Annotated in this window: 22 protein-coding genes, 2 tRNA genes and 3 pseudogenes; 15 read left to right on the top strand and 12 right to left on the bottom strand. The window is 71.8% G+C overall.

What is annotated here, in order from left to right; genetic code table 11:
• Positions 1–12 precede the first annotated feature (12 nt).
• Together ACZ58V_RS23430 and ACZ58V_RS23425 are read right to left on the bottom strand one after the other, a co-directional pair.
• Positions 13–225 (bottom strand): ferredoxin, encoded by a 213-nt coding sequence (locus tag ACZ58V_RS23430; protein ID WP_468196873.1) that lies wholly within the window; start codon positions 223–225, stop codon positions 13–15.
• Positions 226–268: 43 nt separating this feature from the next.
• Positions 269–739 (bottom strand): hypothetical protein, encoded by a 471-nt coding sequence (locus tag ACZ58V_RS23425; RefSeq protein WP_468196870.1) that lies wholly within the window; start codon positions 737–739, stop codon positions 269–271.
• Positions 740–1,142: 403 nt separating this feature from the next.
• Between ACZ58V_RS23425 and ACZ58V_RS23420 the strand changes: the two genes are divergently transcribed.
• Positions 1,143–5,267, top strand: coding sequence for a WD40 repeat domain-containing protein (locus tag ACZ58V_RS23420; RefSeq protein ID WP_471291994.1), 4,125 nt, complete (start codon positions 1,143–1,145; stop codon positions 5,265–5,267).
• 179 nt (positions 5,268–5,446) lie between these two features.
• On the opposite strand, the gene ACZ58V_RS23415 is transcribed toward ACZ58V_RS23420, so the two are convergent.
• Positions 5,447–6,019 (bottom strand): GNAT family N-acetyltransferase, encoded by a 573-nt coding sequence (locus ACZ58V_RS23415; RefSeq protein ID WP_468196865.1) that lies wholly within the window; start codon positions 6,017–6,019, stop codon positions 5,447–5,449.
• A gap of 84 nt (positions 6,020–6,103) precedes the next feature.
• Here ACZ58V_RS23415 and ACZ58V_RS23410 point away from each other — a divergent pair, with 84 nt between their 5' ends.
• Complete coding sequence (locus ACZ58V_RS23410; RefSeq protein ID WP_471291991.1) at positions 6,104–6,538, top strand: GNAT family N-acetyltransferase; 435 nt, start codon at positions 6,104–6,106, stop codon at positions 6,536–6,538.
• On the opposite strand, the gene ACZ58V_RS23405 is transcribed toward ACZ58V_RS23410, so the two are convergent.
• Genes ACZ58V_RS23405 through ACZ58V_RS23395 form a run of 3 tightly spaced genes read right to left on the bottom strand, consistent with a single transcriptional unit; the run spans position 6,523 to position 8,470 of the window.
• Positions 6,523–7,074, bottom strand: coding sequence for a DinB family protein (locus ACZ58V_RS23405; RefSeq protein ID WP_471291989.1), 552 nt, complete (start codon positions 7,072–7,074; stop codon positions 6,523–6,525). The genes ACZ58V_RS23410 and ACZ58V_RS23405 overlap by 16 nt on opposite strands.
• A gap of 9 nt (positions 7,075–7,083) precedes the next feature.
• A complete protein-coding gene (locus ACZ58V_RS23400; RefSeq protein ID WP_468196859.1) occupies positions 7,084–7,569 on the bottom strand; it encodes a hypothetical protein in 486 nt (161 codons plus the stop codon).
• 34 nt (positions 7,570–7,603) lie between these two features.
• Entirely contained in the window at positions 7,604–8,470 is an 867-nt protein-coding gene (locus ACZ58V_RS23395) for a bifunctional DNA primase/polymerase (protein WP_468196857.1), read from the bottom strand.
• 359 nt (positions 8,471–8,829) lie between these two features.
• Here ACZ58V_RS23395 and ACZ58V_RS23390 point away from each other — a divergent pair, with 359 nt between their 5' ends.
• From ACZ58V_RS23390 to ACZ58V_RS23365, 6 genes are all read left to right on the top strand, one after another.
• Positions 8,830–9,156 carry a hypothetical protein gene (locus ACZ58V_RS23390; protein ID WP_215120397.1) on the top strand — a complete coding sequence of 109 codons (327 nt, stop codon included), beginning with the start codon at positions 8,830–8,832 and terminating at the stop codon, positions 9,154–9,156.
• 167 nt (positions 9,157–9,323) lie between these two features.
• Positions 9,324–10,265 carry a bifunctional MaoC family dehydratase N-terminal/OB-fold nucleic acid binding domain-containing protein gene (locus ACZ58V_RS23385; RefSeq protein WP_471291986.1) on the top strand — a complete coding sequence of 314 codons (942 nt, stop codon included), beginning with the start codon at positions 9,324–9,326 and terminating at the stop codon, positions 10,263–10,265.
• A complete protein-coding gene (locus ACZ58V_RS23380; protein WP_471291984.1) occupies positions 10,262–10,681 on the top strand; it encodes a MaoC family dehydratase in 420 nt (139 codons plus the stop codon). Before ACZ58V_RS23385 ends, ACZ58V_RS23380 begins: the two co-directional genes overlap by 4 nt.
• Before the next feature lie 235 nt (positions 10,682–10,916).
• Positions 10,917–12,125 carry a lipid-transfer protein gene (locus ACZ58V_RS23375; protein ID WP_471291981.1) on the top strand — a complete coding sequence of 403 codons (1,209 nt, stop codon included), beginning with the start codon at positions 10,917–10,919 and terminating at the stop codon, positions 12,123–12,125.
• Between the two features lie 96 nt (positions 12,126–12,221).
• Complete coding sequence (locus tag ACZ58V_RS23370) at positions 12,222–12,782, top strand: SigE family RNA polymerase sigma factor (RefSeq protein WP_471291979.1); 561 nt, start codon at positions 12,222–12,224, stop codon at positions 12,780–12,782.
• A 137-nt stretch (positions 12,783–12,919) separates the two neighbouring features.
• On the top strand, positions 12,920–14,599 hold the full coding sequence (locus ACZ58V_RS23365; RefSeq protein ID WP_471291976.1) for a long-chain fatty acid--CoA ligase: 1,680 nt from the start codon (positions 12,920–12,922) through the stop codon (positions 14,597–14,599).
• 44 nt (positions 14,600–14,643) lie between these two features.
• On the opposite strand, the gene ACZ58V_RS23360 is transcribed toward ACZ58V_RS23365, so the two are convergent.
• Positions 14,644–15,189, bottom strand: a complete 546-nt coding sequence (locus ACZ58V_RS23360) for a GNAT family N-acetyltransferase (RefSeq protein ID WP_471291974.1) — start codon at positions 15,187–15,189, stop codon at positions 14,644–14,646.
• A gap of 291 nt (positions 15,190–15,480) precedes the next feature.
• Complete coding sequence (locus ACZ58V_RS23355) at positions 15,481–15,906, bottom strand: hypothetical protein (protein WP_468196840.1); 426 nt, start codon at positions 15,904–15,906, stop codon at positions 15,481–15,483.
• 503 nt (positions 15,907–16,409) lie between these two features.
• Between ACZ58V_RS23355 and ACZ58V_RS23350 the strand changes: the two genes are divergently transcribed.
• Both ACZ58V_RS23350 and ACZ58V_RS23345 read left to right on the top strand, forming a co-directional pair.
• Entirely contained in the window at positions 16,410–17,537 is a 1,128-nt protein-coding gene (locus ACZ58V_RS23350; RefSeq protein ID WP_468196837.1) for an AI-2E family transporter, read from the top strand.
• Positions 17,538–17,633: 96 nt separating this feature from the next.
• The gene (locus ACZ58V_RS23345; RefSeq protein WP_468196835.1) at positions 17,634–18,311 is read left to right on the top strand and encodes an HdeD family acid-resistance protein; all 678 of its coding nucleotides are present in this window, start codon (positions 17,634–17,636) and stop codon (positions 18,309–18,311) included.
• Between the two features lie 201 nt (positions 18,312–18,512).
• Here ACZ58V_RS23345 and ACZ58V_RS23340 read toward each other — a convergent pair.
• Positions 18,513–18,695: pseudogene (locus tag ACZ58V_RS23340) on the bottom strand (hypothetical protein); the annotation flags it as partial.
• Positions 18,696–18,697: 2 nt separating this feature from the next.
• Between ACZ58V_RS23340 and ACZ58V_RS23335 the strand changes: the two are divergent.
• A pseudogene (locus ACZ58V_RS23335) lies at positions 18,698–18,817 on the top strand (TetR/AcrR family transcriptional regulator); the annotation flags it as partial.
• A 42-nt stretch (positions 18,818–18,859) separates the two neighbouring features.
• Here the strand turns inward: ACZ58V_RS23335 and ACZ58V_RS23330 are convergent.
• The gene (locus tag ACZ58V_RS23330) at positions 18,860–23,512 is read right to left on the bottom strand and encodes a hybrid sensor histidine kinase/response regulator (RefSeq protein WP_471291971.1); all 4,653 of its coding nucleotides are present in this window, start codon (positions 23,510–23,512) and stop codon (positions 18,860–18,862) included.
• 368 nt (positions 23,513–23,880) lie between these two features.
• Positions 23,881–24,402, bottom strand: coding sequence for an SSI family serine proteinase inhibitor (locus ACZ58V_RS23325; RefSeq protein ID WP_471291968.1), 522 nt, complete (start codon positions 24,400–24,402; stop codon positions 23,881–23,883).
• A 164-nt stretch (positions 24,403–24,566) separates the two neighbouring features.
• On the opposite strand from ACZ58V_RS23325, the gene ACZ58V_RS23320 reads away from it, so the two are divergent.
• A tRNA-Ser gene (locus ACZ58V_RS23320) sits at positions 24,567–24,657 on the top strand.
• A gap of 184 nt (positions 24,658–24,841) precedes the next feature.
• A tRNA-Arg gene (locus ACZ58V_RS23315) sits at positions 24,842–24,914 on the top strand.
• A 155-nt stretch (positions 24,915–25,069) separates the two neighbouring features.
• Here ACZ58V_RS23315 and ACZ58V_RS23310 read toward each other — a convergent pair.
• Entirely contained in the window at positions 25,070–25,369 is a 300-nt protein-coding gene (locus ACZ58V_RS23310; RefSeq protein ID WP_031102606.1) for a hypothetical protein, read from the bottom strand.
• A 258-nt stretch (positions 25,370–25,627) separates the two neighbouring features.
• On the opposite strand from ACZ58V_RS23310, the pseudogene ACZ58V_RS23305 reads away from it, so the two are divergent.
• Together ACZ58V_RS23305 and ACZ58V_RS23300 are read left to right on the top strand one after the other, a co-directional pair.
• Positions 25,628–25,753: pseudogene (locus ACZ58V_RS23305) on the top strand (IS5/IS1182 family transposase); the annotation flags it as partial.
• 34 nt (positions 25,754–25,787) lie between these two features.
• Complete coding sequence (locus ACZ58V_RS23300) at positions 25,788–26,048, top strand: hypothetical protein (protein ID WP_471291965.1); 261 nt, start codon at positions 25,788–25,790, stop codon at positions 26,046–26,048.
• Positions 26,049–26,050 lie beyond the last annotated feature (2 nt).

Below are 26,050 nucleotides of genomic sequence, written 5' to 3'. Positions count from 1 at the left end.
CGACAGCCTTCGCTACGGCCGGCCCGGCTGCGAGGGCGCGTCGGTGATCGTGATGGCCTGGCTCGGGCATTTCTCCGCCGCTTCCAGGATCTCCGGGGCGTCGCCTTCGCTGGACCGGCCCGGGCGGACGACGCCGTATCCGTCGACGAACTCGAAGACCGCCGGGGCCCGGTGGGCGCATTCGGCGGAGCCGTAACAGAGTTCGCGGTCGACGGAGACCTTCATGCCCCTGTCTCTGCCCAGCGCGCCGCCGGCCGAACCGGCCCGGCTAGCGGGTGCCGGCGGCGGCGAGCCAGTGGGCGACCCGGCGGACGGCGGGCTCGTCGAGCCGTTCGACGAGCGCCTGGACGGTCGTGTCGTCCTCGGGGGTGAGGTCGTAGAGGCCCGCCTTGCCCAGCCCGGCCATGAGGACCTGGTGGCGGCGGCCGGTCATCCGCTCCGCGAGCACGGTCGGTTCGCCGGGGGACTCCGTGTCAGGGCTCGTCGGCTGTGGTGAAGCCGTCTGCTTCAGCGGTGGGTCGAACAGCTGCCACGCGCCGTCCTCCGGCCCCCAGAGCGCGACGGTCACCTCGTCGCCACGGGCACGCATGGTCTGGGTCATCTCGCCGAGCGCGTACAGCACGGGCGCGCGGTGGGGCGACTCCGCGACGGCCCGCCAGGACTTCGCGGCCGGCCGGTAGAGCATCGCCACCCAACGTGGATCGCCCTGCGGCTCCGGGCTCTCGGGACGTGTCTCCATCGCGCTCACCCCTGTACGTCGCTGGTACGTCGCTCCGGAAGCGGTACGGCAGGCGCCGACCATAACTGACGGACCGTCAGTTATCCAGGGTCGCAGGGCGCGTTGCAGACGGGGAGAGCCACCGGAGGGACGACCACGGCGTCCGGCACCGGTCCCTCCCCTCGTGGGGACCGGTGCCGAACGGTGGAGCTGCCGTCGTCCGGCGCGGACGCAAGCGAACGCAAGCGGACGGAAGCCGATGGAAGCGGACGGAAGCTGTCCGGAATCGTGCGTTGCTGCGTCCGGATCCTGCCAGTTCAGGCTGCTGAAGAGGAGATTCCGGTGCCGGACGGACGGCATTACCGCAGGTCAGCCGTATAGAGTGAGTTTTCCGGTCCGGACGTCCAGGCGTGACAAGTAAGGAGTGGAGACCTTGAGTTCCGACTCGGGGGCACGCACCGCCTTCGCGGAACGCCTCGCGCTGCTCTACAAGGAAGCCGGTAACCCTCCGCTCAAGCGTGTGTCCGAAGCGGTCGCCCGGCTCCAGCGGGTCGACGAACGCGGGCGGCCCGTGCGGGTGTCCGCCCAGCGCATCAGCGACTGGCGGCGGGCCAGGAACGTACCCGCCCAGTTCGCCGCTCTCGCGGCCGTGTTGCACGTACTGATCCCCGAGGCGCGACGCTCGCGGCCCACGCCGGTGTCCCCGGGCCTGTACGACCTCGGCCAGTGGCAGCGGCTGTGGGAGCGGGCGGTGGCCGACCCGGTCGCCGAGCGCCCCGAGGCGTCCCCGGCACAGGAAGGGCCTTCGGCCGAGGCCCCGCCCACGCCCGGCGGGGTGAGCCCGTACCGCGGGCTGGCCTGTTACCGCCGGGAGGACGCGCGTTGGTTCTTCGGCCGGGAGCGGAGCACGGACGCGCTCGTCGCGCAGCTCGGGGCCGTGGCGGAGGCGGGCGGCCTGGTCATGCTCGTGGGCGCGTCGGGAGCGGGGAAGTCCTCGTTGCTGAACGCCGGTCTGGTGCCCGCCCTGCGGGACGGCGCGCTGAGCGGCGACGACGGTGCGGAGCACGGCCGGGCGCGCAAGGTCGCGCAACTCGTCCCGGGCGGTGATCCGCTGACGGAGCTGACCCGCCGCATCCCCGAACTGGCGCCCGTCCTCATATCCGGGGCAGGGGAGTCCGATGTCCCGTCCGCCACGGAACAGGGACAGGAACAGGACCAGGGACAGGAACAGGACCAGGAAGCGGGGGCCGAGGCGGCCGACGGCTCAGCCGTAGAGCACGAGGAACCGGCGGAACCCGGCGCTCCCCCCACCGCGGACGCCGTCCGTGCAGCCGTCGCAGCCTGGGCGCGGCGCGAGGCGCCCTCCGGTGCGCGTCCGGTCGTCATAGTGGACCAGTTCGAGGAGACGTTCACGCTCTGCCCCGACGAGGCGGACCGGCGTACCTTCATCGAGGTCCTGCACGCCGTGTGCTCACCCGCCCGACGGGGCGAACCGGCCCCGGCGGTGGTGGTCCTGGGCATACGCGCCGACTTCTACGAGCGGTGCCTCAGATATCCCGAACTGGCCGACGCGCTCCAGCACCGGCACATGGTGCTCGGGCCGCTGACCTCGGCGGAGCTGCGCGACGCGGTGACCGGCCCGGCCAAGGCCGTCGGCCTGGAGCTGGAACCGGGCCTGGCGGAGCTGATCGTCCGGGAGGTCAGCGCCGACGGCCCGCGCGGTGCGCACGACGCGGGCGTGCTCCCCCTCCTCTCGCACGCCCTGCTCGCCACCTGGCAGCGCAGAAAGGCGGGCCGGCTGACGCTGGCCGGCTACCGCGCGGCCGGCGGCATCCAGGGCGCCGTCGCGGCGACCGCCGAGCGGGCCTGGTCCGGCCTCGACCCGGCGGCGCGCACGGCGGCGCGGCTGCTCCTGCTCCGGCTGGTCCGCCTCGGCGAGGACACCCAGGCCACCCGCAGGCGGGGGACCCGGCGGAAGCTGGCGGAGGAGTCGACCGACCCGGGCAAGACCGAGGAGTCCCTGGAGGCGCTGGTCCGTGCCCGGCTGGTGACCCTCGACGCGGAGACCGTGGAGATCACCCACGAGGCGCTGCTGCACGCCTGGCCGCGCCTGCGCGACTGGATCGACGACGACCGGCAGGGCAATCTGCTGCGCCAGCGCCTGGAGGAGGACGGCCGGGCCTGGGAGGAATCGAACCGCGACACGTCACTGCTCTACCGGGGCTCCCGGCTGGAACAGGCCCACGGCTGGGCGAAATCCGCCGGGGACACGTTCCTGACCCGGAGCGCGGTGGAGTTCCTGGCCGCCTCGGTCAGGCTGCGCCGGCGCATCATCTGGATCAGCCGGGGCGCGGTGGCGACGCTGGTCGTCCTGGCGATGCTGGCCGTCGGGTCGGCCGTCATCGCCTCGAAGCAGCGGGACGAGGCCGTGTTCGAGCAGGTCCTCGCCCAGGCCGACCGCGTCCAGTACACGGATCCGTCGCTGTCCGCGCAGCTCGATCTGGTGGCCCACCGGCTGCGGCCGGACGACAAGGGCGCGAACAGCCGCCTGATGTCCATCGTGAACGCCCCGCTGGCCACGCCGCTGGTCGGCCACACGGGCGCCGTCTACCTCACGACGTTCAGCCCGGACGGGCGGACCCTGGCCACGGCCAGCTACGACCGGACCGTACGGCTGTGGGACGTGGCCGACCCGAAGCGTCCGAAGCCTCTGGGCGAGCCGCTCACCGGCCACACGAGCTGGGTGAGCAGCGCGGTCTTCAGCCCGGACGGCCGTACCCTCGCCAGCGCGTCCGACGACGGCACGATCCGGCTGTGGGACGTGACGGACCCCGGCCGGCCGAAGCGGCTCGGCAAGCCGCTGACCGGCCATGACAGCACGATCTACCTGGTCGCCTTCAGCCCGGACGGACGCACGCTCGCCTCCGTGGGCGACGATCGCACCGTCCGGCTGTGGGACGTGGCCGATCCGCGCCGGCCGCGGGCGCTGGGCAAGCCCCTGACCGGGCACGAGGCCGCCGTGCGCTCGGTGGCGTTCAGCCCGGACGGCAGGACGCTGGCCGCCGGTGGCGACGACGGGGCGATCCGGCTGTGGGACGTGACCGACCCCCGGCGCCCGGAAGAGGCAGGGGAGCAGCTGACCGGTCACACCGCCACCGTGCACTCCGTGGCCTTCAGCCCGGACGGCCGTACGCTCGCCAGCGGCAGCTCGGACAACACCGTACGGCTGTGGAACACGGCCGATCCGCGCCACCCGGAACCGATCGGTACGCCGCTCACCGGCCATACCGGGCCGGTGTGGTCCGTGGCCTTCAGCCCCGACGGGAACATGCTCGCCGCCGCCAGCGCGGACAGCACCGCGAGCCTGTGGAAGGTCGGTGATCCGGAGTACCCGTCGCAGGTCGGCGGGCCCCTGGCGGGCAGCAGCGGCGAGATGTACGCGCTCGGCTTCAGCCCCGACGGGCGCACCCTCGCCACCGGGGCGGGCGACAACAAGGTCCGCCTGTGGTCGCTGCCGACGTCGGACATGATCGGCCGGACCGGAGCGTTCCGCCCGGACGGGCGGGTGCTCGCGACGGCGGCGCTCGACGGGCGGGTGCGGCTGTGGGACGTGCGGACGCCGGGCAGGCCCGTGCGGATGGGCGAACCGTTCCGGCCGGAGGGCGGCGTACGGACCCTGGAGTTCTCCCCGGACGGCCGTACCCTCGCGGTGGTGACGGGCAGCCTGGCCTTGCAGCTGTGGAAGGTCGACGAACCTCGACGCCCTGTCCCGCACGGGTCTTCCATCCCCCTGCGCACCCGTCTCGCCGACCCGCTGGCGTTCAGCCCGGACGGGCAGGTCCTGGCGACCCCCTCCGACGACCGCACCGTCCAGCTGTGGAACGTCGGTGACCCGGCCCGTCCCCGCACGCTCGGCGCGCCCCTCACCGGTCACAAGGGGTACGTCAACGCCCTCGTCTTCAGCCCGGACGGCCGTACGCTCGCCAGTGGCAGCGCGGACGGCACCATCCGGCTGTGGAACGCGGCCGACCCCGGCCGGCCGACCCTGCTCCGCGCGCCTCTCAAGGGCCATCTCGGAGCCGTCAACGCCCTCGCCTACAGTCCCGACGGCCGCACCCTGGCCAGCGCCGGCGACGACAACTCGGTCCGCCTCTGGGACATCGAGGACCCCGCCGAGGCCTCCGAGCAGGCGCGCCTGACAGGTCACAAGGAAGCGGTCGTGTCACTGACGTTCAGCCGGAGCGGGCGCACCCTGGCCAGCGGCGGCAACGACAGCACCGTCCGGCTGTGGAACGTATCCGACCCTTCCGGGGCCACCGCGATCGGCCAGTCGATGGGACCCAACGCCAAGACCGGCAACTTCCTGGCGTTCAGCCCGAACAGCCACATGCTCGGGGTGTCGAGCGGCGCCGACAGCATCCGGCTCTGGAACCTGGACACCGACGAGGCCGTACGCCGCATCTGCTCGATGACCCGGGGTGTTCTGACGCCGGACACCTGGCGCGAGTACTTGCCCCGGCTCTCCTACGATGTGCCGTGCGCAGGCTGATGAGACCGCGATACGGCAACAGGGCGGTCCTGTACGGCAGTTGAGTGATACGAGTCACAACCCGGCGTTTCCTGACGGGCAGTCGGCTCCTCCCGCGCAAGCGCTTGTTACCCTTGGCCATAGCCCGACCGCTGGTGCATCCCCCGTCGCCAGCGGTCGGGCATTCGCATGTGGTCCGCTCAGCGCAGGTCGAGGCGCATCAGGATGCGGGGATGGCCGGCCAGGACCGAGGTGGTGGGGGCCGCGTAGGTGAAGCCGGCTCGTTCGAAGTTCTTCCTCAGCCCGGCGTAGGCCATCGTCAGGTCGACCTTGGCGTCGCCGTTGTCGAGGGGGTACGCCTCGATCGCCGGTGCGCCCCGGGCGCGGGCGAAGTCGACCGCGCCGGCGATGAGCGCGTGCGAGATGCCCTGCTTGCGGTGGCCGGGGCGGACCCGGACGCACCACAGCGACCAGACGGGCAGGTCGTCGACGTGCGGGATCTTGCGGTTGCGGGCGAAGGCCGTGTCCGAGCGCGGTGCGACGGCTGCCCAGCCGACGGGTTCGTCACCCTCGTGGGCGAGCACGCCCGGGGGAGGGTCCGCACGGCACAACTCCGCGACGTGGTCACCCCGGGCCGGGCCACGCAGTTCCTTGTTGAGCTTGGAGGGGATCCGGTAGCTCAGGCACCAGCAGACATTCGCCCCGGGCGACTTCGGCCCGAGCACGGCACGGACGTCGTCGAAATCCGTGGCCGGGCGGACGTCGATGCTCATGGCACCACGATGGCACGGCCTCGGCGCGTTCGCCGCTCGGTTCTTTCCGGCTGATGGCCCGACGTGCGGGGATACGCTCCCGGCATGGACGTCCGTGTCGAGATCATCCGCGAGCCGAGCGAGGAACTCGTCGACGCCTTCGGGCGGTTGCTCCCGCAGCTGTCCACGACGGCCCGGCCTCTGGACCGCGCGGCGGTCGATCGCCTGGTGGGCTGTGATGCGAACACCGTGCTCGTGGCCCGGTCCGGCGGCACGATCATCGGCACCCTGACGCTCGTGCTGCTGCCGCTGCCGTCCGGGCCGCGGGGGCGCGTCGAGAACGTGGTCGTCGACGACGCGGCGCGCGGGCAGGGCATCGCCGGCCTGCTCATCGAGGAGGCCCTGCGCCTCGCCCGCCGGGCCGGGGCCCGCACCGTCGACCTCACCTCCCGGCCGGACCGCGCCGCGGCGAACCGGCTCTACGAGCGTCTCGGCTTCCAGGCCCGGGAGTCGACGGTCCACCGCTACACAGTGGACTGAGCCGTCGACGTTGACGCCGACGCCGCCCGCAGCATCCGCAGCTGGCCGATCTCGGTCACGTTCTTCATCAGCTCGGCGTTCACCCAGGCCACCATGTGCGCGACGGTGTACTTGGGGTCGCCCTGCGACGGGAACGAAGCCGTGGCGTCCAGGTCGGTGTCGGTGAGGTCGTCCAGGACCGCCAGCCACTGAGTGCGCAGGTCGCGCAGCCACTCGACGGTCGGGGCGCCCTCGCCGGGCCATGCGATGTCCGTGCGGTCGCGGGGCGGCCTGCCCTGCATGTGGTCGAGGGCTACGCTCCACCACCACCCCATGTGCCAGCTCACCCACGCGATCGTGGGGACGGGCACCGGGTCGGGCTCGGTGTCCGCCCAGTCCGGTACCCAGGCGCCGTCGGGCGCCCGGCGCATCGTCCAGCACAGGGGCGCGGGCTCCCAGAGGAAGTCCTCGGGCTCCAGCCGCTCCAGGTGGTACTCGAACAACGACCAGGTCAACTCGAACTGCCAGCGCGGCAGTTCCGTACGGGAAACGCTCATCGGGCGACCCTACGCAACCGCTCGGGCGTCCCGGGCCAGTCCCGGCCAGTCGATGTCCCGCAGCCCCCGCTCCGTGTCGCAGCCCGACGGCAGGCGCGGGGCCGACTGGAACCAGACGACGGCCAGGCGCGAGCGGTACAGGACCGGGTCGTGGGCCGGATCGAGGGCGGCGGAGTGGAACGTGCCGAGGCAGGCCACGGCGGGCAGGACCTCGACGGGACCGAGTCCGCCCGCGTACTGGTCGGGGCGCTCGCGCGGGGGCGGGACGAGGTGGACGGGCGTGCCGGGGTGGGACCGCTCGGCGGCGCGCAGCAGCTCGCGGATCCGCAGATCGTTGACCGGCTTGCAGGGATAGCCCCCCAGCGGGTCGCCGCAGGCCGAGAGCAGGTCGCCGTACGTCGACGAGAACCGCAGTTCGGCGAGGTCCACCGAGCGGCCGGAGGCGAGAACGAGGCGGGCGAGCGCCATGGCCGGCGGTCGGGCGTGCTGGTGCATGGAGGTCTTTCGGTGCTGGTGGACGAGGCCCTGCTCACGGCCGGTGCCCCGTCATCCGGGCCGCGGACGCGATCGTCGTCCGGGCCTCACGCTCGGACAGGCCGGTGTGGAGAGCCGCTTCGACCAGGGGATCCACGAGCGCCGGGCCGATTCCGTCCTCGTACGCCCGGCAGGCCGCCCAGAACAGCCGGGTGTTGCGCTGCCCCTCGTGCGCGGCGAGGACGAACTGGACCAGGCCCTGGCCGTGCCCGCCGGCCGACGGGGGCGTGGGGTGGTGGACGCGCGGCGGCGGGAGCAGCAGCCGCAGCAGGGAGCGCGGGCAGGGGGCGGGCACCAGGTGCGCGGTCCCGGGAGCCGCGGCGTACACCCCCTGGTCCGTACGGGAGCCGGGGCCGACGAGGTAGCCGCCGGCGCCCCGGATGTCGATGCCGGGGGCGAGACGGCCCGCCGAGTTGGGGACCACCGCGTCGGGCGGGCCGCTCAGCCAGAGGTGACGCCCGCCGGACGGGGTCAGGACCACCACCGTCGGGGGGATGGTGAACAGATGCCGCAGGGCCAGCTCGCGCAGGGCGGCCGAGGAGTCCGTGCCGGTCTTCACGTCCAGGTCGATGCCGATCAGCTGGTGCGGGGGCAGGCCGCAGGCGATGCCGTAGCCGGTCGCCCAGGGCGCCGCGGCGAAGAGTTCGCGGATGCGGGCCGGGTCGCTGGAGGCGTCGTACACGCCGTGGCCGAGCCGGCCGCACGCGCCGTGGCAGGGGGAGGGGGCGGGGTCGTCGCGGTGCGGGGAGCGCAGTGCCGGGAGCTTGGTGCGGGACAGGGGGATGACGGCCAGTCCGCGTTCGGCGGCTGACAGGGCGTGTGCGAGGGCCAGCGTCGTGGCCTGCCGGTCGGTGGTGGCCATGGTTCTAGTTTCGTACGTACGTTCGAAAAAGGAAAGAGGGGGCGGGTGTGGCGCGCCGGTATGGAGGCCTGTGCGCGAAAAGTGCTGGAACGCTTCGCCCCTTGCGGCACCAGGGTCCGATCCGCCCTTTCCGCCCCTGTCCGGTACTGAAGTGACGCAAAGGGGTTTATCGACATGTCATCACGCTTGAGTGCGAATAGAGGCTTCCGGTGTGGTTCGCCGGGGATTCGGTGGGCAACTCTGGACTCGCGACGTCGAGCAACGGACCAGGGCGGTCGGCCAACTTCCCTGGAGACAGCAGCACTTCTTCACGCAGTCCTTGGTTCCGAAGTCTCTGAAGTCCTTGGAGGGACAACAACATGGCAAGCATCCGTACCGCCCGCGTCATCGCCGCCGTCTCCGCCCTTCCGCTCGCGGCCGCCCTCTTCACCGGCATCGCGACGGCGGACAACGGCTCCTTCGCGGACAACGGATCGATCGCGTCCGTCACGGAGGCCGAGGCGGGTGTCCTCGGCAGCGGCGTCGGCGGTGACAACTTCGGCACCTCGTCCACCACCAATCAGCAGGCCGTCGGCGAGGGCGCCTCGAACCAGAGCAACACCGCGCAGGTCAACGGCTCCGCCTTCACGGCCGTCAACCAGGGCAACGACAACACCGCCGTCAGCTTCACCCCGCTGTGGTGGTGAGCTGAGCGGGCCGGTGTACCGGCATCGGCCCGCCGTCCGTGTGGGTGTGCTTCGTGGGGTGACAAGCGTCTGAGCGGCGGCACTTCGGTGCCGCCGCGCAGGCGTTTTCGCGTCCGTGGGGTGCGATGCCTTGACGCCGCCGCGTATCTGACGGACAGTCAGAAATCGTGAACGGTGAGCCGGAGGTCCACGAGGAGTCCGAGGAGTCGGAGAAATCCGAGGAGTTCGAGGCGCGCCTGAAGGCCTACGAGGGCCGCCCGGCCGCCGCCACCGGGGCCGGCCGGGACCCCGTCAACGAGCCGATGATCAGGCACTGGTGCGAGGCCATGGGTGACACCAACCCCGCCTACACCGGACCGGACGCCATCGCTCCCCCCACCATGCTCCAGGCCTGGACCATGGCGGGCCTCTCCCGCCGCCCGGAACGCACGGCGGCCTACGACGAACTGCTCCGCCTGCTCGACGAGTCGGGCTACCACGCGGTCGTCGCCACCGACTGCGAGCAGGAGTATCTACGCCCCCTGCGCCCCGGCGACGAGATCACCTTCGACTCGGTGATCGAGTCGGTCTCGGACCTGAAGACCACCAAGCTGGGGGCGGGTCACTTCGTCACGACCCGTACGGACATCCGGGCCGGCGGCGAACTCGCCGGCACCCACCGCTTCCGCATCCTCAAGTACGCCCCCGCGCACCGGTCGCGGCGCCCGAAGGAACCCCGCCCGCGCCCCGTGATCAACCGCGACAACGCCGGCTTCTGGGAGGGCGTGGCCCGCCACGAACTGCTCATCCAGCGCTGCACCGGCTGCGGCGACCTGCGTTTCCCCTGGCTGCCGGGCTGCAACAGCTGCGGCTGCCCTCAGTGGGACACCGTGGAGGCGAGCGGCGAGGGCACGGTCTATTCGTACGTGGTCATGCACCACCCGCCCTTCCCGGCCTTCGAGCCTCCCTACGCGGTCGGGCTGATCGAGCTCGCGGAGGGCGTGCGGATCGTCAGCAACGTGGTGGGAGTGCCGTACGACAAGGTGCGGATCGGCATGCCGGTCCGGCTCGAGTTCCGGCGCTACGACGAAGAGCTGGTGCTGCCCGTCTTCCAGGGGGTTACGGAATGAACGTCGGCGACCGCCTCCCGCCCCTGGAGATCCCGGTCACCCGCACCCTGATCGTCGCCGGGGCGATCGCCTCCCGCGACTACCAGGACGTGCACCACGACCCGGACCTGGCCCGGGAGAAGGGCTCCCCCGACATCTTCATGAACATCCTGACGACCAACGGCCTGGTCGGCCGGTACATCACGGACCACTTCGGTCCGGGGGCCGTACTGCGCCGGGTGGCCATCCGGCTCGGCGCGCCCAACCACCCCGGCGACACGATGGTGCTGACCGGCACGGTCGAGGAGGTCGACGGCGCCATGGTGACGGTCCGGGTCGTCGGCGCGAACGGCATCGGCCAGCACGTCACCGGCACGGTGACGGTCACGGTTCCGGCGGAAGCCGGGACGGCGACGGCTCCCGCCGGACCGTCATGACCGACGACACCGCATCCGCGGCTGCCGCGTGCAGTGTCTCCCCGGCCGCCGTACGCCGTGGTACCCGGGCCGCCGTGTGCCGTGTCTCCGCGGCCGCCGCGGCCGCCCTGGCCGCCCCGGCCGCCCCGGCCGGTCCCGCGGGCGCTCGCGGGACCCCAGGTGCCTGGCCCGGCGTGAGCCGAGGAGGCCCGGCAATGCCCCCAAGAGGCCCGGCAATGCCCCCAGGAGGCCCGTCATGAGTCCCCGTCGGCACGACACCCTCGGCGGGCGTGCGGCCATCGCCGGCATCGGGGCCACCGAGTTCTCCAAGGACTCGGGCCGCAGCGAGCTGCGCCTGGCCGTCGAGGCGGTGCGGGCGGCGCTGGCGGACGCCGGGCTCGTGCCGGCCGACGTCGACGGGATGGTCACGTTCACCATGGACACCAGCCCGGAGATCACCGTGGCCCAGGCGGCGGGCATCGGCGAGCTCTCCTTCTTCTCCCGGATCCACTACGGCGGCGGCGCGGCCTGCGCCACCGTCCAGCAGGCGGCCCTCGCGATCGCCGCGGGCGTGGCGGACGTGGTCGTCTGCTACCGGGCGTTCAACGAGCGCTCGGGCCGCCGCTTCGGCTCCGGGGTCCGGCACCGAGAGCCGTCGGCCGAGGGCACCGCGCTCGGCTGGTCGCTGCCGTTCGGGCTGCTCACCCCGGCCTCCTGGGTGGCGATGGCGGCCCAGCGCTACCTCCACACGTACGGGCTGAAGCCGGAGGTGTTCGGGCACGTGGCCGTGACCGACCGCGCGTACGCGGCGACCAATCCGGCGGCGTACTTCCACGGCCGGCCCATCACCCTGGCCGACCACGCCGCGTCCCGCTGGATCGTCGAGCCGCTGCGGCTGCTGGACTGCTGCCAGGAGACCGACGGCGGACAGGCCCTCGTCGTCACCTCCGTGGAGCGGGCCCGCGACCTGCCCCATCCGCCCGCCGTGATCGCGGCGGCCGCCCAGGGCGCGGGCCGGGCGCAGGAGCAGATGACCAGCTTCTACCGCGACGACCTGACTGGCCTGCCCGAGACGGCGGTGGTGGCCCGGCAGCTGTGGCGGACCTCCGGACTCGCACCGGCCGACATCGACGTGGGGATCCTCTACGACCACTTCACGCCGTTCGTGCTGACGCAGCTGGAGGAGTTCGGCTTCTGCGGCCCCGGCGAGGCCCCCGACTTCGTGGCCGAGAAGCGCCTGCCGCTCAACACACACGGGGGACAGCTGGGGGAGGCGTACCTGCACGGGATGAACGGGATCGCGGAGGCCGTCCGGCAGATCAGGGGTACGGCGGTGAACCGGATCCCCGGAGCGGAACGGGTCCTGGTGACGGCGGGGACGGGCGTGCCCACGTCGGGACTCGTGCTCACCGCCGACCCGCAGGGGACAACCCGCAGTACCCCGGTCCCACCGCTCCACCTGTAGGAGGTGCAGCAGGCCCTACCACTACAACCTGAGGGGGACTTCGCTTCGGGACCTGCGGCCGATCCGCTGGACCTGGCCCGCTCATAGCGTTGAGCCATGACCACACTCGTCTGCACCAGCGCGTCGAAGGCCGCTGCACCAGCGGCGCAGACCCTTCCGTATCCCTCGTTCTCGTCGTACGTCAGGGCCCGCCAGCCGGTGCTGCTGCGTACCGCCCGCTCGCTCACCGGCAACCCGAGCGACGCGGAGGACCTGTTGCAGACCGCGCTCACCAAGACGTACGTGGCCTGGGAGCGTATCGAGGACCACCGCGCCCTCGACGGCTATGTGCGCCGGGCGCTGCTGAACACGCGGACGTCGCAGTGGCGCAAGCGCAAGGTCGACGAGTTCGCCTGCGACGAGATGCCCGAGCCGGAGCCGGTGACCGGCAGCGACGACCCGGCCGAGCGGCAGGCGCTGCGCGACGCGATGTGGCGGGCGATCATGCGGCTGCCCGCCCGGCAGCGGGCGATGGTGGTCCTCAGGTACTACGAGGACCTGAGCGAGGTCCAGACGGCCGAAGTGCTCGGCGTCTCGGTGGGCACGGTGAAGTCGGCCGTCTCGCGAGCGCTGGGAAAGCTCCGCGAGGACGCTGAGCTGGGGCTTGTCCGCCAGTGAGCCCCTCCTCGCACGCCGCCTCGGCCGCCACTGAACCTCTCGTTCCGCTTGGCGTGATGTGATCGATCGCCCGGTCCTAGTGACATACCGCGCGGTATGTGCGCAGAATCAGCGCAACCCTTACCACCGCGTAGGCAATGTCGCCCCGGGAGGACGCCGTGCTGAGCACGATGCAGGACGTACCGCTGCTGATCTCGAGGATCCTGACCCACGGGTCCACGATCCACGGGACATCGCAGGTGACCACCTGGACCGGTGAGGACGAGCCGCACCGCCGCTCCTTCGCGGAGATCGGCGCCCGCTCCGCCCAGCTGGCCCACGCGCTCCGGGAGGACCTCGGCGTCGTCGGCGACGAGCGCGTCGCGACTCTGGCCTGGAACAACGCGGAGCATGTGGAGGCCTACTTCGCGATCCCGTCCATGGGCGCGGTCCTGCACACCCTGAACCTCCGCCTCCCGCCCGAGCAGCTGGCCTGGATCGTCAGCCACGCCGCCGACCGCGTGATCATCGCCAACGGTTCGCTGCTCCCCCTGCTCGCCCCGCTGCTCCCGCACCTGAAGACGGTCGAGCACGTGGTCGTCACCGGCCCCGGGGACCGCTCCCTGCTCGCGGACGCCACCGCGCGGGTGCACGAGTACGAGGACCTGATCGCCGGGAAGCCGACGTCGTACGACTGGCCCGAGCTGGACGAACGCCAGGCCGCCGCCATGTGCTACACCTCCGGCACCACCGGCGACCCCAAGGGCGTGGTCTACAGCCACCGCTCCATCTATCTGCACTCCATGCAGGTCAACATGGCCCAGTCGATGGGCCTGACCGACGAGGACACCTCGCTGGTCGTCGTCCCCCAGTTCCATGTGAACGCCTGGGGTCTGCCGCACGCGACCTTCATGACCGGCGTGAACATGCTGATGCCGGACCGCTTCCTCCAGCCGGCCCCGCTCGCCGCGATGATCGAGAGCGAGAAGCCCACCCACGCGGCCGCCGTCCCCACCATCTGGCAGGGCCTGCTCGCCGAGCTGACCGCGAACCCGCGTGACGTCTCCTCCCTCGGCCAGGTCACCATCGGCGGCGCGGCGTGTCCGCCGTCGCTCATGGAGGCCTTCGACAAGCTGGGCATGCGGGTCTGCCACGCCTGGGGCATGACGGAGACGTCCCCGCTCGGCACGATCGCCCGCCCCCCGGCCAGTGCGATCGGCACGGCGGAGGAACTCGCCTACCGCCTCACCCAGGGCCGCTTCCCGGCCGGCGTCGAGGGCCGCCTGACCGGCCCCGGCGGCGAACGCCTCCCCTGGGACGGCGAGTCGGCCGGTGAGCTGGAGGTACGCGGCCCCTGGATCGCGGGCGCCTACTACAACGGCCCGGAAGCCGACCCGCTCCGCCCCGCCGACAAGTTCAGTGAGGACGGCTGGCTCAAGACGGGCGACGTCGGGACCATCTCCCCCGACGGCTACCTCACCCTCACCGACCGGGCCAAGGACGTCATCAAGTCCGGCGGCGAGTGGATCTCGTCGGTGGATCTGGAGAACGCGCTCATGGCCCATCCCGAGGTGGCCGAGGCGGCCGTCGTCGCTGTCCCCGACGAGAAGTGGGGCGAGCGCCCCCTGGCCACGGTCGTCCTCAAGGAGGGCTCCACCGCCACCTTCGAGACCCTGCGCGCCTTCCTCGCCGACGAGGGCCACATCGCCAAGTGGCAGCTCCCGGAGCGCTGGACGGTCATCGAGGCGGTCCCGAAGACGAGCGTCGGCAAGTTCGACAAGAAGGTACTGCGCAGGCAGTACGCGGAAGGCGACCTGGACATCACCAAGCTCGGCTGACCCCGCCGAACACCCCGGAGCCCCCTGGCCACCCGCCAGGGGGCTCACCCCTGCACGGCGCTCCATGCGTCCCACTCGTCCTCGAGCACGCCGAAGACCAGCGAGTCCCGCAAGCCGTCACGAATGAGCTGGGTGTGCCGCAGGCGTCCCTCCAGCGTCATGCCGAGCTTGGCCAGCACCCGTGCGGAGCCGAGATTCCGCGGGTCGCAGGTGGCATGGACGCGGTGGAGCCGCAATTCGCCGAAGGCGTGTGCGAGAAGCAGCCGCCCGATCTCCGTCCCGATGCCCTGCCCCCAGACGCGCGGGTGCACGATGCAGGAGATCTCGCCCTGGCGCCGGGGTGCGTCGCGCACCCGCCGCACCTCCCCCATCCCCACGACCTCCCGCCCGAGGCGGGCCACATAGGGGAACCGACGCCGGGGCCTGTCCGACCAGGCGGCGACCGCGCCCGTAACGAACTCCCGCGTCTCGTCCGGCGTGTTCGGTCCCCACGGCTGGTAGCGGCAGGCCTCGGCCAGGGACGCCCATGAGTGAACGGCGGGCCAGTCTTCCGGGGCGATCTTGTCGAGGGTCACGGGATCGGGCTTCATGGGACGATCATGTCCACTCGATGCGGAGCAACGCAGAGACAATGAGACGCCAGCGGCCCCGGAGCGCTCCGGGGTGCCTCTCGTCTAAGTGCTCAATCGGGAATGCCTGTGTGCAGTCGTTGCGGTCGTTTCGAACGACGTGTTGGCGCAACCACGGCTTTCAAGACCGTTCCCTTCGGCTCAGCAGCGTGCGAACCAACAGATCGAACGCGCGTTGGAAGCCACATCGGGGGACTCGGTTGGGTGATTCTCGGCCGAGACGGGCATAAGAGAGCCTCCTGCCCAGCGCTCCTACCTGCTGGCCAGAGCTTCGGCCTCTGCCCGGGTCCGCAATGCCTCCAGTGCAGCGGATTCCGCCTCCAGTATTGCGGAGCCGGCGAAGTCGATCGCGAACGACGCATACCCCTCCGCATCATCCGCCTTGAGCTCGGCACGCTTCACGTCAAGCTCGCCCTTGCGCTCCTGGATGTGGCTCTTGACCGTCGCTACATGCTCCTGCCACTTGTTCCTTGCCTCTTCCAGTGACGCAGCGGTGGCGGCCTTCTGTTCGGCTGCGTCACGGCTGAGCTGCTCTGCCCGCTGTTCCGTCTCCCGCTGAACCTGTTCGATCGCGGCCGACAGCTCCTCCTGGTTCTTGGCGATGGCACTCTGCACCTGCTCTTGTGCCTGCTTCGACCAATCCGTCAGTTGGGTGATGCGGTCGGTCATCTCCGTCATGGTCCTCCCCTTCCGATTACCCATAAAAGGAGGATTCTCATCAATTCGAACATATCCGGCATGGGGCTGCCACTCGCACGCCAACTCGACCCTGCACGCCAGGAATTCCGCGCGAGGTTCCGACGAGGACCGGGTTGGCTGACGAGGATCGGTGTGGACTGGGTTCGATGGTTCGCTACCGGGCGCCTGAGGGCGGACCGAGTCCTGCGGCGCGTTTCAGAGGCGTGGCCTGACGCGCCGTTGTACGTTGCCGGGCTCGGTGGGCGAGGCCGCGGACATGCGCAAGGGCGTGGCAGAGGTTAGACAAGAAGGGTGATGGTCAACAGACCGTGTGATGTCGGAATTCCGCCGGAACTGTCTGTTCAGGCCGCCCAGAGGGCTGTCGCGCCTCTTTGTCTCTCCTGCGAGCGTCGATGACCCGGCCGGACCCCGGACAGGAGCCGCAGCATGAAGGGCCCCCGCCCTCCAAAGCCGAGTCCGCAGAAGCGGGGTCTGCCGCCCGGATGCCCCGGTGGCTGCCGCGTGCCATGGTGCTCGCGCTTGCCCTGGTCGGCGTCTTCCAGCTCGGCAGCTGGGCGTTCCACAGGCTCACCGGTCTGCTGGTCGGCATTCTGGTCGCGGCTTTCCTGGCGCTGGGGATCGAGCCGGCGGTCGGCCGGCTGGTGGCCCGGGGTATGCGCCGGAGCCTGGCCGCACTCCTGGTGTGTCTCGTCGTCGTCCTCGCGGCGGCGGGGTTCTTCGCGCTGTTCGGCTCGCTCCTGGCGGGCCAGATCAGCGGCATCGTCGACAACTTCCCGCGGTACTTCGACTCCGTCATCGGCTGGATCAACCGGACGTTCCACACGGATCTGTCGCGGGTCGACATCCAGGGCCGGCTGCTGCGCTCCGACTGGCTGAGGACGTACGTGCAGAAGAGCGCGGGCGGGGTGTTCGATTTTTCGGCTTCCGTGCTCGGCGGTCTGGCCCGGTTGCTGACGATCTTCCTGTTCGCCTTCTACTTCGCCCTGGACGGCCTCCGGCTACGCCGCACGCTGTGCTCGCTGCTGCCACCGGCCAAGCAGTCCGAGGTGCTACGGGCCTGGGAGATCGCGGTCGACAAGACGAGCGGATACCTCTACTCCCGGGGACTGATGGCCCTGGTCTCCGCGGTCGCCCACTTCATCATCCTGGCGCTGCTGGGCGTGCCGTACGCCGCGGCGCTCGCCGTGTGGGTGGGCGTGGTGTCGCAGTTCATCCCGGTCATCGGCACCTATCTGGCCGCGGCTGTGCCCATGCTGGCCGCTTTCGCCGTCGACCCCTGGTACGCGGTGTGGGTGCTGGTCTTCATCGTGGTCTATCAGCAGTTCGAGAACTACCTGATCCAGCCGAGACTCACGTCCAGGACCGTGGACATCCATCCGGCGGTGGCCTTCGGCTCCGTGGTCGCGGGCACGCTACTGCTCGGTGCGGCGGGCACGCTGATCGCCATTCCGGTGGTGGCCACGGTGCAGACGTTCCTCGGTGCGTATGTGAAGCGGTACGACGTGGCGGATGATCTGCGGGTACAGGACGACCGGCGTTACCCGCGCGGGGACGGTGCGACGCTGCGCGCGCGGCTGCGCGGCCTGCTGCACCGCCGCGATCGGTCCTGACCGGGCTTGCGAAGGTCTCCGCCAGGTGAAATTGGGCCGGGTGCGTGACGATGGAGGTGTACGCCAGACCGTGCTGTTCCAGGAGGAGGCAACGGCATGACACATCCCTCCGGTTCCTCGGGCACCGGCGCTCCGCGCGACACCTCACCACAAGACGCCGCTTTGGCCGAAGACCTGGGCGCCTTGGCGAACGTGAGCTGGCAGGCTCTTCTCACCACGGGCCTGGCCACGATCGCCCTCGGCGTCGTGGTCTTCGCCTGGCCTGAGGAGACGCTGCGGGTCGTCGGCGTACTCTTCGGCATCTACCTGCTGGTTACCGGCGTCTTCCAGCTGGCCGCCGCCTTCGGCACGCACATCCCCCGGCATCTTCGGGCGCTGCACTTCCTCACGGGCGCGCTCTCCGTCCTGCTCGGGCTGATCTGCTTCCGCGGCACGATGCAGTCGATCCTGCTGCTCGCCCTGTGGATCGGCTTCAGCTGGCTGCTGCGGGGCACCATGGTGACGGTCACGGCGGCCTCGGCCCCGGAAACGCCGGCGCGAGGCTGGATGTTCTTCACCGGGATCATCGGCATCCTGGCGGGCATCGTACTGATCGTCTCGCCGTTCACCTCGATCGGCGCGCTCACCCTGGCGGCGGGCATCATGGCCGTGGTCCTGGGGGTGGTCGAGGTGTTCCAGGCCATCAGGATGCGCGTCGAAGTCGGTCGCCTCGCTACGGGCGGCACTGCCCCCCAGCGGCGGCCCCTGTTCCACCGCCCGCACCCCCAGCACTGATCGCGGGGCCGGACCGGCCAGTCCCGGACGAGCGGAAAGCGGCACGTGTGCGGTGCGCGGGTACCTCGGTCAGGCGGGATGAGCGCTTGACCGTCGAGCGGGCCGGCTGCTTTACGCTCGCCCGTGGGCCACGCCTGGTCCACACGCATTGATCCACAACACGACAGAGCCGGATCAAGGTGAGACAAGCCGCTTACAGAAGGGGTGCCCCTCGGTGAGGGAGAGGCCGACGACATGCCGGAGCTGGCCGACGATGGCCGGCCGCAGTGCTTCGCCGCCGTGCTGGTCGTCTCGTCGCCAGTAGTCCTTGATGGAGGAGCGGAAGGCTTCAAGCGTGGCCGTATTCAGGCTCGTTCGCGTGGCGAGCGCCAAGATGCTGTCCACAGGCCGACTGGAGCGCCGTCGTCCCGCAGATGCGGCGCATCCTGGTCGGCGACGGCGAGGACGCCCGGGACCGCCTGCGCGCGTCGGTCAAGGAGGCGGCGCGCAGGCTGACGGCCCGGTAGGACCGGTCGGCCGACCGCCGGCTCAGCCGGTCCCGAACCCGGTCAGTTGGTCCCGATCCGGCTCAGCAGCTCGACGATCCGGGTCTGCACCTCGCCGCTGGTGGACCGCTCCGCGAGGAACAGCACCGTCTCCCCGGACGCCAGCCGCGGCAGGTCGGCCTGGTCGACGGCGGCGGTGTAGACGACGAGCGGGGTGCGGTTCAGCTGCCCGTTCGCGCGCAGCCAGTCGATGATCCCGGCGAACCCGGCCTGCCGCCCGTGCACCTGCATCAGGTCCATCACGACCAGGTTCGGCCGGAAGTCGCTCGCCAGCGTCACCGCGTCCGCGTCGCTCGCGGCCCGCGCGACCTGCATCCCGCGCCGCTCCAGCGTCGCCGTCAGCGCCAGCGCGATCTCCGCGTGCTCCTCGATCAGCAGCACCCGCGGCGGGTGCTGCTCACTGTCGCGCGGCGCCAGCGCCTTCAGCAGCACGGCCGGATCGGCACCGTAGGCCGCGTCCCGCGAGGCCTGTCCGAGCCCGGCCGTCACGAGCACGGGCACCTCGGCGGCCACGGCGGCCTGGCGCAGCGACTGCAGCGCCGTACGGGTGATCGGCCCGGTCAGCGGGTCGACGAACAGCGCGGCGGGGAACGCCGCGATCTGCGCGTTGACCTCCTCGCGCGAGTTCACGATCACCGGCCGGTAGCCGCGGTCGCTCAGCGCCTGCTGGGTGCTGACGTCAGGCGCGGGCCACACCAGCAGCCGCCGCGGGTTGTCCAGCGGCTCCGGCGGCAGCTCGTCGTCCATCGGCTGCGGCCGCGGCGGATCGGCCACCTCGACGGCGCCCCCGGGCCCGTCCAGCGGCTCGGGCCCCTCGGCGGCGTTCTCGTCGGGGGCGCCTATGGCGTACGACCGCCCGCCGCCCTCGGTCAGCTGCGAGAGCCGGGACTGACCGGCGAGGGACGGCTGCGCCGGGGCGGGCGCGGACGCCGGGGCGGGCACCTGGGCGGCGACCGGCGGGGGCGTCGGCTCGGTCGTCGGATGCGGGCGCGCGGCCTGCTCCGGACGCGCCGCCTGCTCGGGGCGCTGACCCTGTTCCGGACGGGACGCCGGTTCCGTACGCGTGGCCTGATCGCTACGCGTGGCCGGGTCGGGCGGCGTGCCGAGCTTGCGGCGCCGGCCCGACCCGCCCGGCTGGTGCGGGGGAGGCGTCGCCGTCGGCAGGGGGACGGACATGGCCGGCGGCTGCTGGACCTGGGCCGCCTGCCGGTTGAACGGCACGCCCTGCCCCAGCGTCCGCACGCTGATCGCCCGCCCCTGCGTCGAGTTCGGATCGACGGGCGCCGAGGCCTCCGCGGGCAACGGCTGAGCCGCCCGCTGCGCCTGCGCCGCGCCCTCCGGCGGCAACGGGGCCCCCGGGGCCGGAGTGTTCGGGGCCGGGCTGTTCGGGGCCGGGGTCTTCGGCTGCGGCGCCTGAGGGGGTGTGCCGTTCGTCGGTACGGCGAAACCGGCCCCCGTGCTGTCGTCGTCGGCGGCGGGCCAGGACTGGGGGGCGGGGGTGCCGCCCTGAGCCGGGGTCCCCTGGGCGGGAGCGCCCTGAGCCGGGGTGCCTTGGGCCGGTGTTCCCTGTCCCGGTGCGGCCTCGGCGGGGAGTGGCTGCCCGGCGGAGGGCTGCTGCGCCGGTGGGGCGACGCCCTGCTGCGGCAGGGGCTGCGCGCCCTGGGCCGGAGGCTGCATCGCCTGCCCCGGGAGGGCCGCCCGCACACTGTGCCCGAGCCCGCCCTGCGCGGGGACGGACACGCCCTGCGGGGCGCTTCCTTGGGCGGCCGCGTTCCCCTGGGGCTGAACGGCGTTGCCCTGCGGCGGCACGGCCGCACCCGGCGCGACCTGGGCAGCGGCCACCCCGACCTGGACGGGCGCGCCCTGCCCCGGCGGGACCTGACCCGCGGCGTCCTGCCGCGCGGGAACCCCCTGCCCGGGCCCCGCAGGCACGGAACCGGGCGGTACGGCAGCAGCCGGGTCGGCACCCGCCGGTACGGCACCTGCCGGCGCGGCACCCGCCGCACCGGGCGCCTGCACCGCGGCGGTCGCCTCGCCCTGCTGCGGCACCACGGCCCGCCGGCGACGGCCCGTCGGCGCACTCGTGGGATGCGGCTGCGGCGGGGTGTGATCGGCGGACTGGTCGTGCGGTACGGCGTCGTGCCGCCCCTCCTCGGCCACCCCGTCACCGGAGGCGGCCGCCGCGGCGACCGCCACGGCCTCCTGCCCCTGGTCGGTCTGTCCGGGCGGAACGCCCTGTCCGGCCGGAACGCCTTGGTGGGCCGGTTCGTCCGGGGTCGTCTGATCGGCCTCGGCAGGCGGCAGGGCGAACACCGGACGCGGCCCCGCGGCCTGCTGCGCCGCCGCCCGCTCGTTGGCGGCGGCCAGCGCACGCCGCCGGCGCCCGGTCGGCTGCTGGGCCTGTCCCTGCGCGGCGTCGGCCGAACCGGAGCCGGCGTCAGCGGACGGCGCGGGCAGCGCCGGCGGCAGCGCGCGCTGCTCCCCCGGGTCGTGCCGGGCCCGCCGTCCGGAGGCCTCGGGCACGCCCTGCGGCGGAACGGTCCCGCCCAGCCCCGTACCCGAGGCGGCGGTCCCGGCCGCATGCTCGGCGGCCGTGACGACGGCCCCTTCGGCGACACCCTGGACGGCACTCCCGACGGCCTCGATGGCGAGGGCCTCCGCGGCGGCGCCCTCGGCCGGACGCCCGCGCCGCCGCCCGGTACCGCCCGACCCGGCGCTCTCACCGGAAGCCCGCGCCGGAAGAGCGGCCGGTTCCCCGGCGCCCCGCCTCCTGCGCCGCCCGGTAGCACCACCGGAAGCACCGGAAGCACCGGAACCACCCGAACCGTCGGCCTCGTCGCCCTCGGCCGGAACATCCCCGTCCAGGAAGGCATCGGTGGTGGCGCGCCGCGCCCGGCGCCGCCCCCCACCAGAGGTCTGCTCACTCGAGGCCCCGGGGAGGCCCTCGTCGACCGCCTGGTCGACCGCCTCGGCGGCATCCGCGGCGACAGCCCCGGCCCCGCCCCCGATCGGCACCTCGAGGACGTACGCGCTCCCGCTCATCCCCGGCACGTCATGCGTCTGCAGCACGCCGCCGTGAGCCCGGACGATCCCCCGCACGATCGGCTCGTGCACGGTGTCGCCACCGGCGTACGGCCCGCGCACCTCGATGCGTACGACCTCGCCGCGCTGCGCCGCCGCCACCACGACGGTGTTGTCCAGATAACCGCCCGCCGACAGGGGCGTGTTGCCGGTCGCGTCGACCCCCGCCACGTCCGCGACCAGATGCGCGAGGGCGGTGGCGAGCAGCCGGGGATCGACCTCGGCCTCGATGGGCGGCGCGTGCACGGCGAACTGCACCCGCCCGGGGCCGATGAGCTCGACGGCCCCGTCGACCCCGGAGGCGACGACGGCGTCGAGCATCACCTTGGTACGGGTGATGTTCTCGCTGCCCGTGTCGAGCCGCTGGTAGCCGAGGACGTTGTCGATGAGCGTCGTGATCCGCGAATAGCCGGCGGACAGGTGGTGCAGCACCTGGTTGGCCTCGGGCCACAGCTGCCCGGCGTCGTCGGCGGCCAGCGCGGCCAGCTCGCGGCGCAGTTCCTCCAGCGGCCCGCGCAGCGACCGTCCCAGCAGGGTCAGCAACTGCTCGTGCCGGGCGGCGAGCGCCTCGTACCGGTCCTTCTCCCGCTCCCCGAGCGCGGCGTACCGATCCTCGTTCGCGCCGAGTTCCTCGGCGTGCCGCTCGCTCAGCTCCTCCAGCTCGGTGACGTGCCGCTGGCGCAGCGCGGTCAGCTCGGAGGCGTGCTCCTCGGCGACCCGCTCCAGCTCTTCCTCGTGGCGCTTGGCCGCCGCCTCCTTCTCCTCGACGACCGCGTCGTACGGCCGCCGGTCGGTGAAGGTCATCACGGCGCCGACGAGCTGGTCGCCGTCCCGCACGGGCGCGGTCGTCAGATCGACCGGCACCTTGCCGCCGTCCTTGGCGTACAGCACCTGGCCGCGCACCCGGTGCTTGCGCCCGGAGCGCAGGGTGTCGGCGAGCGGCGACTCCTCGTACGGGAAGTCCGACCCGTCGGCACGCGAGTGCAGCACCAGTTCGTGCAGTTCACGCCCGCCGAGATCGCTGGCCCGGAAGCCCAGGATCTGGGCGGCGGCCGGATTGACGAGCACGATCCGCCCGTCGGTGTCGGTCCCGACGACGCCCTCGGAAGCGGCCCGCAGAATCATCTCGGTCTGCCGCTGCGACCGCGCGAGCTCCGCCTCGGTGTCCACGGTCCCGGACAGATCGCGTACGACGAGCATGAGCAGCTCGTCGCCGGTGTAGCCGTAACCGTCGTAGGCCTGCTGCCCGTTCTCCAGATTCGCACTGGTGACCTCGACGGGAAACTCGGTCCCGTCCGTCCTGCGCGCGATCATCCGGGTCGGCTTGGTCCGGGCATGCGGATCGAGGTGCTCCGGCCGTCGCATGGAGCCGGGGATGAGTTTGGAGTCGAACTGCGGCAGCAGATCGAGCAGCCCGCGCCCCACCAGAGCGGTGCCCGGAGTCTCGAAGGCCTCCAGGGCGATGGTGTTGGCGTTGACGACCGTCCCGTTGGCATTGACCAGCACCAACGCGTCGGGGAGCGCATCCAGTATGGCTGCGAGGCGAGCAGCGCCTCGGGATGGCCTGCTGCTCACGAGACGCTTCCTCCCTGTTACCGCACCTTGCCGACCGCTCGGGCCATCTTGCCAACCGTCCCGCAGCGTGTCACGCGAGGGAGTCTAAGGGCTGCGGTTGCGCTCGCGACGCCGGATGAGAGCGAGGTCGCACGAGCAAGTGACCCCGAACTGACGACCGAGTAACCGCCAAACGCCCGCCCTCCTGCGACGACGTCGCGGGACCTTCGCGGGACCTTTACGACGGCGGTGGTTCTGTACCTTTTGGCCGGGCCGGATAGAAGGAGGACGGGGAGGGTCGAAATCCGGACGAGGTACGGAGGACGAAAGCGGGGCGGGAGCGCGGGGAGAGGCCGGTGCCGGAGTCGAAGCAGGGACGGCGGCGGGCCTCAGGTGCCCTGCCCGGCCCTCATGTCCGGCAGGAGCGGCACGAGCCGGTCCCAGCGGGAGATCTGGCAGCCGTCGCGGCGGTCGTACGTGGCGTCGACGGGGCGCCCGGCCCAGGTGCCGGTGACGTGCGCGGTGGCGGGCCCGCCGTACTGCATGGTGCAGAAGCCGCCCTTCGGGGCGGGAGCGAAGGCCTCCTGCCCCCACCGCGTGTCCCGCTCCAGGGCGGCACAGGCGCCGCTCGGGTCGGGATGGCTGCCGCCGGCGGGTGCGCAGTACAGCTCGAAGGTCCCGTCGGCCCCGCCGCCCGCGTTCCGCACGGTGACGGTGAGGTGATCCCGCTCCTTGCTCTTGCTCTTGCCGTCGCCGAGCCCGGCCTGGCCGTACGCGGCCGGCGACACCGCGGCCAGTGCCCCGAGGGCGGCGACGGAGGCGGCGGCACCGAGGACGAGGCGCCGCAGACCGGTGCGGGGGGTGGTCCGGGGCGCGGTTCGGGCGGTGGCCCGGGAAAAGGCAGTCGACATGCCCTGACTAACGCGACGCGCCCCGGGACGTTGCGCGACAGCCCGAGAAGGCTTTTGCCCTGCGACCTTCCTGCCTAGTACCGTGGGGGGCGATTGGTGACGCGGCGCTCGACTGTGTCATCATCGGCAAGCACCGACTCGCGCTCGCGCGGGAGGATGTGCGTGGAGGCGTCGCCTAGTCCGGTCTATGGCGCCGCACTGCTAATGCGGTTTGGGTCTTAAAGCCCATCGAGGGTTCAAATCCCTCCGCCTCCGCACCTGATCACGAAGCCCCGGTCACCCGACCGGGGCTTCGCTGTCATCCCGGCCGGAACAGCCGTTTCCCCAGCTCACAAGGGGTATGGCAAACGGATTTCACATGGCGGCGGCAGTCATGTAATGTTCTTCCTGTCGCCGCGAGCGAGCCGGAAGGCCCGAGAGCGGCGATAAAACAGAACAAGCACTCGTAGCTTAACGGATAGAGCATCTGACTACGGATCAGAAGGTTGCAGGTTCGAATCCTGCCGAGTGCACAGCAGATCAGAGGCCCTGTGGAGTGATCCACAGGGCCTCTGGCTTATGTCTTGACGGCAGCGTTTGACGGCAACCGCATCAGAAGGCGCGGAGTGCTCTAGCTGCGTACTGCTTGAAGAAGCGGGGATTTCTGTGCTCGGCCGGAGCGCGGGTCTCAGACGGTCGCGGCCAGCCAGCCGATGGTTTCGGTGGTGTGCTTCCCATCGCTCTTGGTGGCGCCGGCGTACACCTCGTTCAGGCGGATCAGGAAGCCCGTGTTGGTGACGTCATGGACGCGGATCCCCGGCGTCTCCGGGCCGTTGAAGGTCTGGGTCAGCGGGAGGACGACGACGTTGGCACCCGCCGGGAACGGGGTGGGGAACGTGACGCGTGTGAAGGTCGAGGTGTTACCGCCGCTCGTCTCGATCGGGTTGTCAGACCTCAGGTCGATTTTGCCGGTCTGGATGAAGCTCATCGTCGACTTCCTTCGAGTGGGGGGTTGGATCGCTCGACCGCCTCCGGCAGCCGACGGGAGCCTTGTCACGAAATCGGCCCCGTATGCCGAAGTCCCGCAAACGAGTGATCGCCTTTCGGACAGCGGGAGACCGTGCGCTTCCTGGCTGGTCCACGGGCCAAAGTCGTCTAGAGCGTGTCTCCTTGATCTGCTCATCGGTTGATCGGATGTGTCCGTCCGGCTAGTGATCACTGATGCGATAGGGGTCCGGGTCGGGCCGAGCCCGACGACCACGCGCTCGGCCGCTCGCGCGGCGGCCTGAGCACGAAAGTCCATCTCCTCAGCGAGGGCCGTGCACGGCCCTTGGCCCTCCGCGTCACCACGGGGCAGGCGAGCGACACACCGGCCTTCGAGGCCGTCATGGCCGGCAGCCGGCGACTTGGACTGGCTGCGCCAGGACGTCCTGGACCCCCTCAACAAGACCATCGAGAAGTCGACCGGCACACAGGAAGCCGCCAGCTTCGTCGACCTCTACGACTCCTCCCAGAACCACAGCGTCTGCGACACCGGCAAGTGGGTGGAAGGCATCCACACCCGCTTCCCTGACCAGCCTGCCTTCGTGCACCCCCACGCCCGCGGCCATCGCAACGCCGCCGACCACGTTGCCGCGGCCATGCTGAACGCCCTCGGCGTGGCCTGACC

The organism is Streptomyces sp. NPDC040589 (assembly GCF_055594445.1).
Note: the sequence above shows the minus strand (reverse complement) of the source record. Positions and strands in the feature narration are given on the sequence as shown.

What these genes read in the sequence shown, in the direction of transcription:
- ACZ58V_RS23430 (WP_468196873.1), bottom strand. Translation starts at nt 225, where the DNA reads ATGAAGGTCTCCGTCGACCGCGAACTCTGTTACGGCTCCGCCGAATGC.
- ACZ58V_RS23425 (WP_468196870.1), bottom strand. Translation starts at nt 739, where the DNA reads ATGGAGACACGTCCCGAGAGCCCGGAGCCGCAGGGCGATCCACGTTGG.
- ACZ58V_RS23415 (WP_468196865.1), bottom strand. Translation starts at nt 6,019, where the DNA reads ATGAGCATCGACGTCCGCCCGGCCACGGATTTCGACGACGTCCGTGCC.
- ACZ58V_RS23410 (WP_471291991.1), top strand. Translation starts at nt 6,104, where the DNA reads ATGGACGTCCGTGTCGAGATCATCCGCGAGCCGAGCGAGGAACTCGTC.
- ACZ58V_RS23405 (WP_471291989.1), bottom strand. Translation starts at nt 7,074, where the DNA reads ATGAGCGTTTCCCGTACGGAACTGCCGCGCTGGCAGTTCGAGTTGACC.
- ACZ58V_RS23400 (WP_468196859.1), bottom strand. Translation starts at nt 7,569, where the DNA reads ATGCACCAGCACGCCCGACCGCCGGCCATGGCGCTCGCCCGCCTCGTT.
- ACZ58V_RS23395 (WP_468196857.1), bottom strand. Translation starts at nt 8,470, where the DNA reads ATGGCCACCACCGACCGGCAGGCCACGACGCTGGCCCTCGCACACGCC.
- ACZ58V_RS23390 (WP_215120397.1), top strand. Translation starts at nt 8,830, where the DNA reads ATGGCAAGCATCCGTACCGCCCGCGTCATCGCCGCCGTCTCCGCCCTT.
- ACZ58V_RS23380 (WP_471291984.1), top strand. Translation starts at nt 10,262, where the DNA reads ATGAACGTCGGCGACCGCCTCCCGCCCCTGGAGATCCCGGTCACCCGC.
- ACZ58V_RS23375 (WP_471291981.1), top strand. Translation starts at nt 10,917, where the DNA reads ATGAGTCCCCGTCGGCACGACACCCTCGGCGGGCGTGCGGCCATCGCC.
- ACZ58V_RS23370 (WP_471291979.1), top strand. Translation starts at nt 12,222, where the DNA reads ATGACCACACTCGTCTGCACCAGCGCGTCGAAGGCCGCTGCACCAGCG.
- ACZ58V_RS23365 (WP_471291976.1), top strand. Translation starts at nt 12,920, where the DNA reads ATGTCGCCCCGGGAGGACGCCGTGCTGAGCACGATGCAGGACGTACCG.
- ACZ58V_RS23360 (WP_471291974.1), bottom strand. Translation starts at nt 15,189, where the DNA reads ATGAAGCCCGATCCCGTGACCCTCGACAAGATCGCCCCGGAAGACTGG.
- ACZ58V_RS23355 (WP_468196840.1), bottom strand. Translation starts at nt 15,906, where the DNA reads ATGACGGAGATGACCGACCGCATCACCCAACTGACGGATTGGTCGAAG.
- ACZ58V_RS23350 (WP_468196837.1), top strand. Translation starts at nt 16,410, where the DNA reads ATGCCCCGGTGGCTGCCGCGTGCCATGGTGCTCGCGCTTGCCCTGGTC.
- ACZ58V_RS23345 (WP_468196835.1), top strand. Translation starts at nt 17,634, where the DNA reads ATGACACATCCCTCCGGTTCCTCGGGCACCGGCGCTCCGCGCGACACC.
- ACZ58V_RS23325 (WP_471291968.1), bottom strand. Translation starts at nt 24,402, where the DNA reads ATGTCGACTGCCTTTTCCCGGGCCACCGCCCGAACCGCGCCCCGGACC.
- ACZ58V_RS23310 (WP_031102606.1), bottom strand. Translation starts at nt 25,369, where the DNA reads ATGAGCTTCATCCAGACCGGCAAAATCGACCTGAGGTCTGACAACCCG.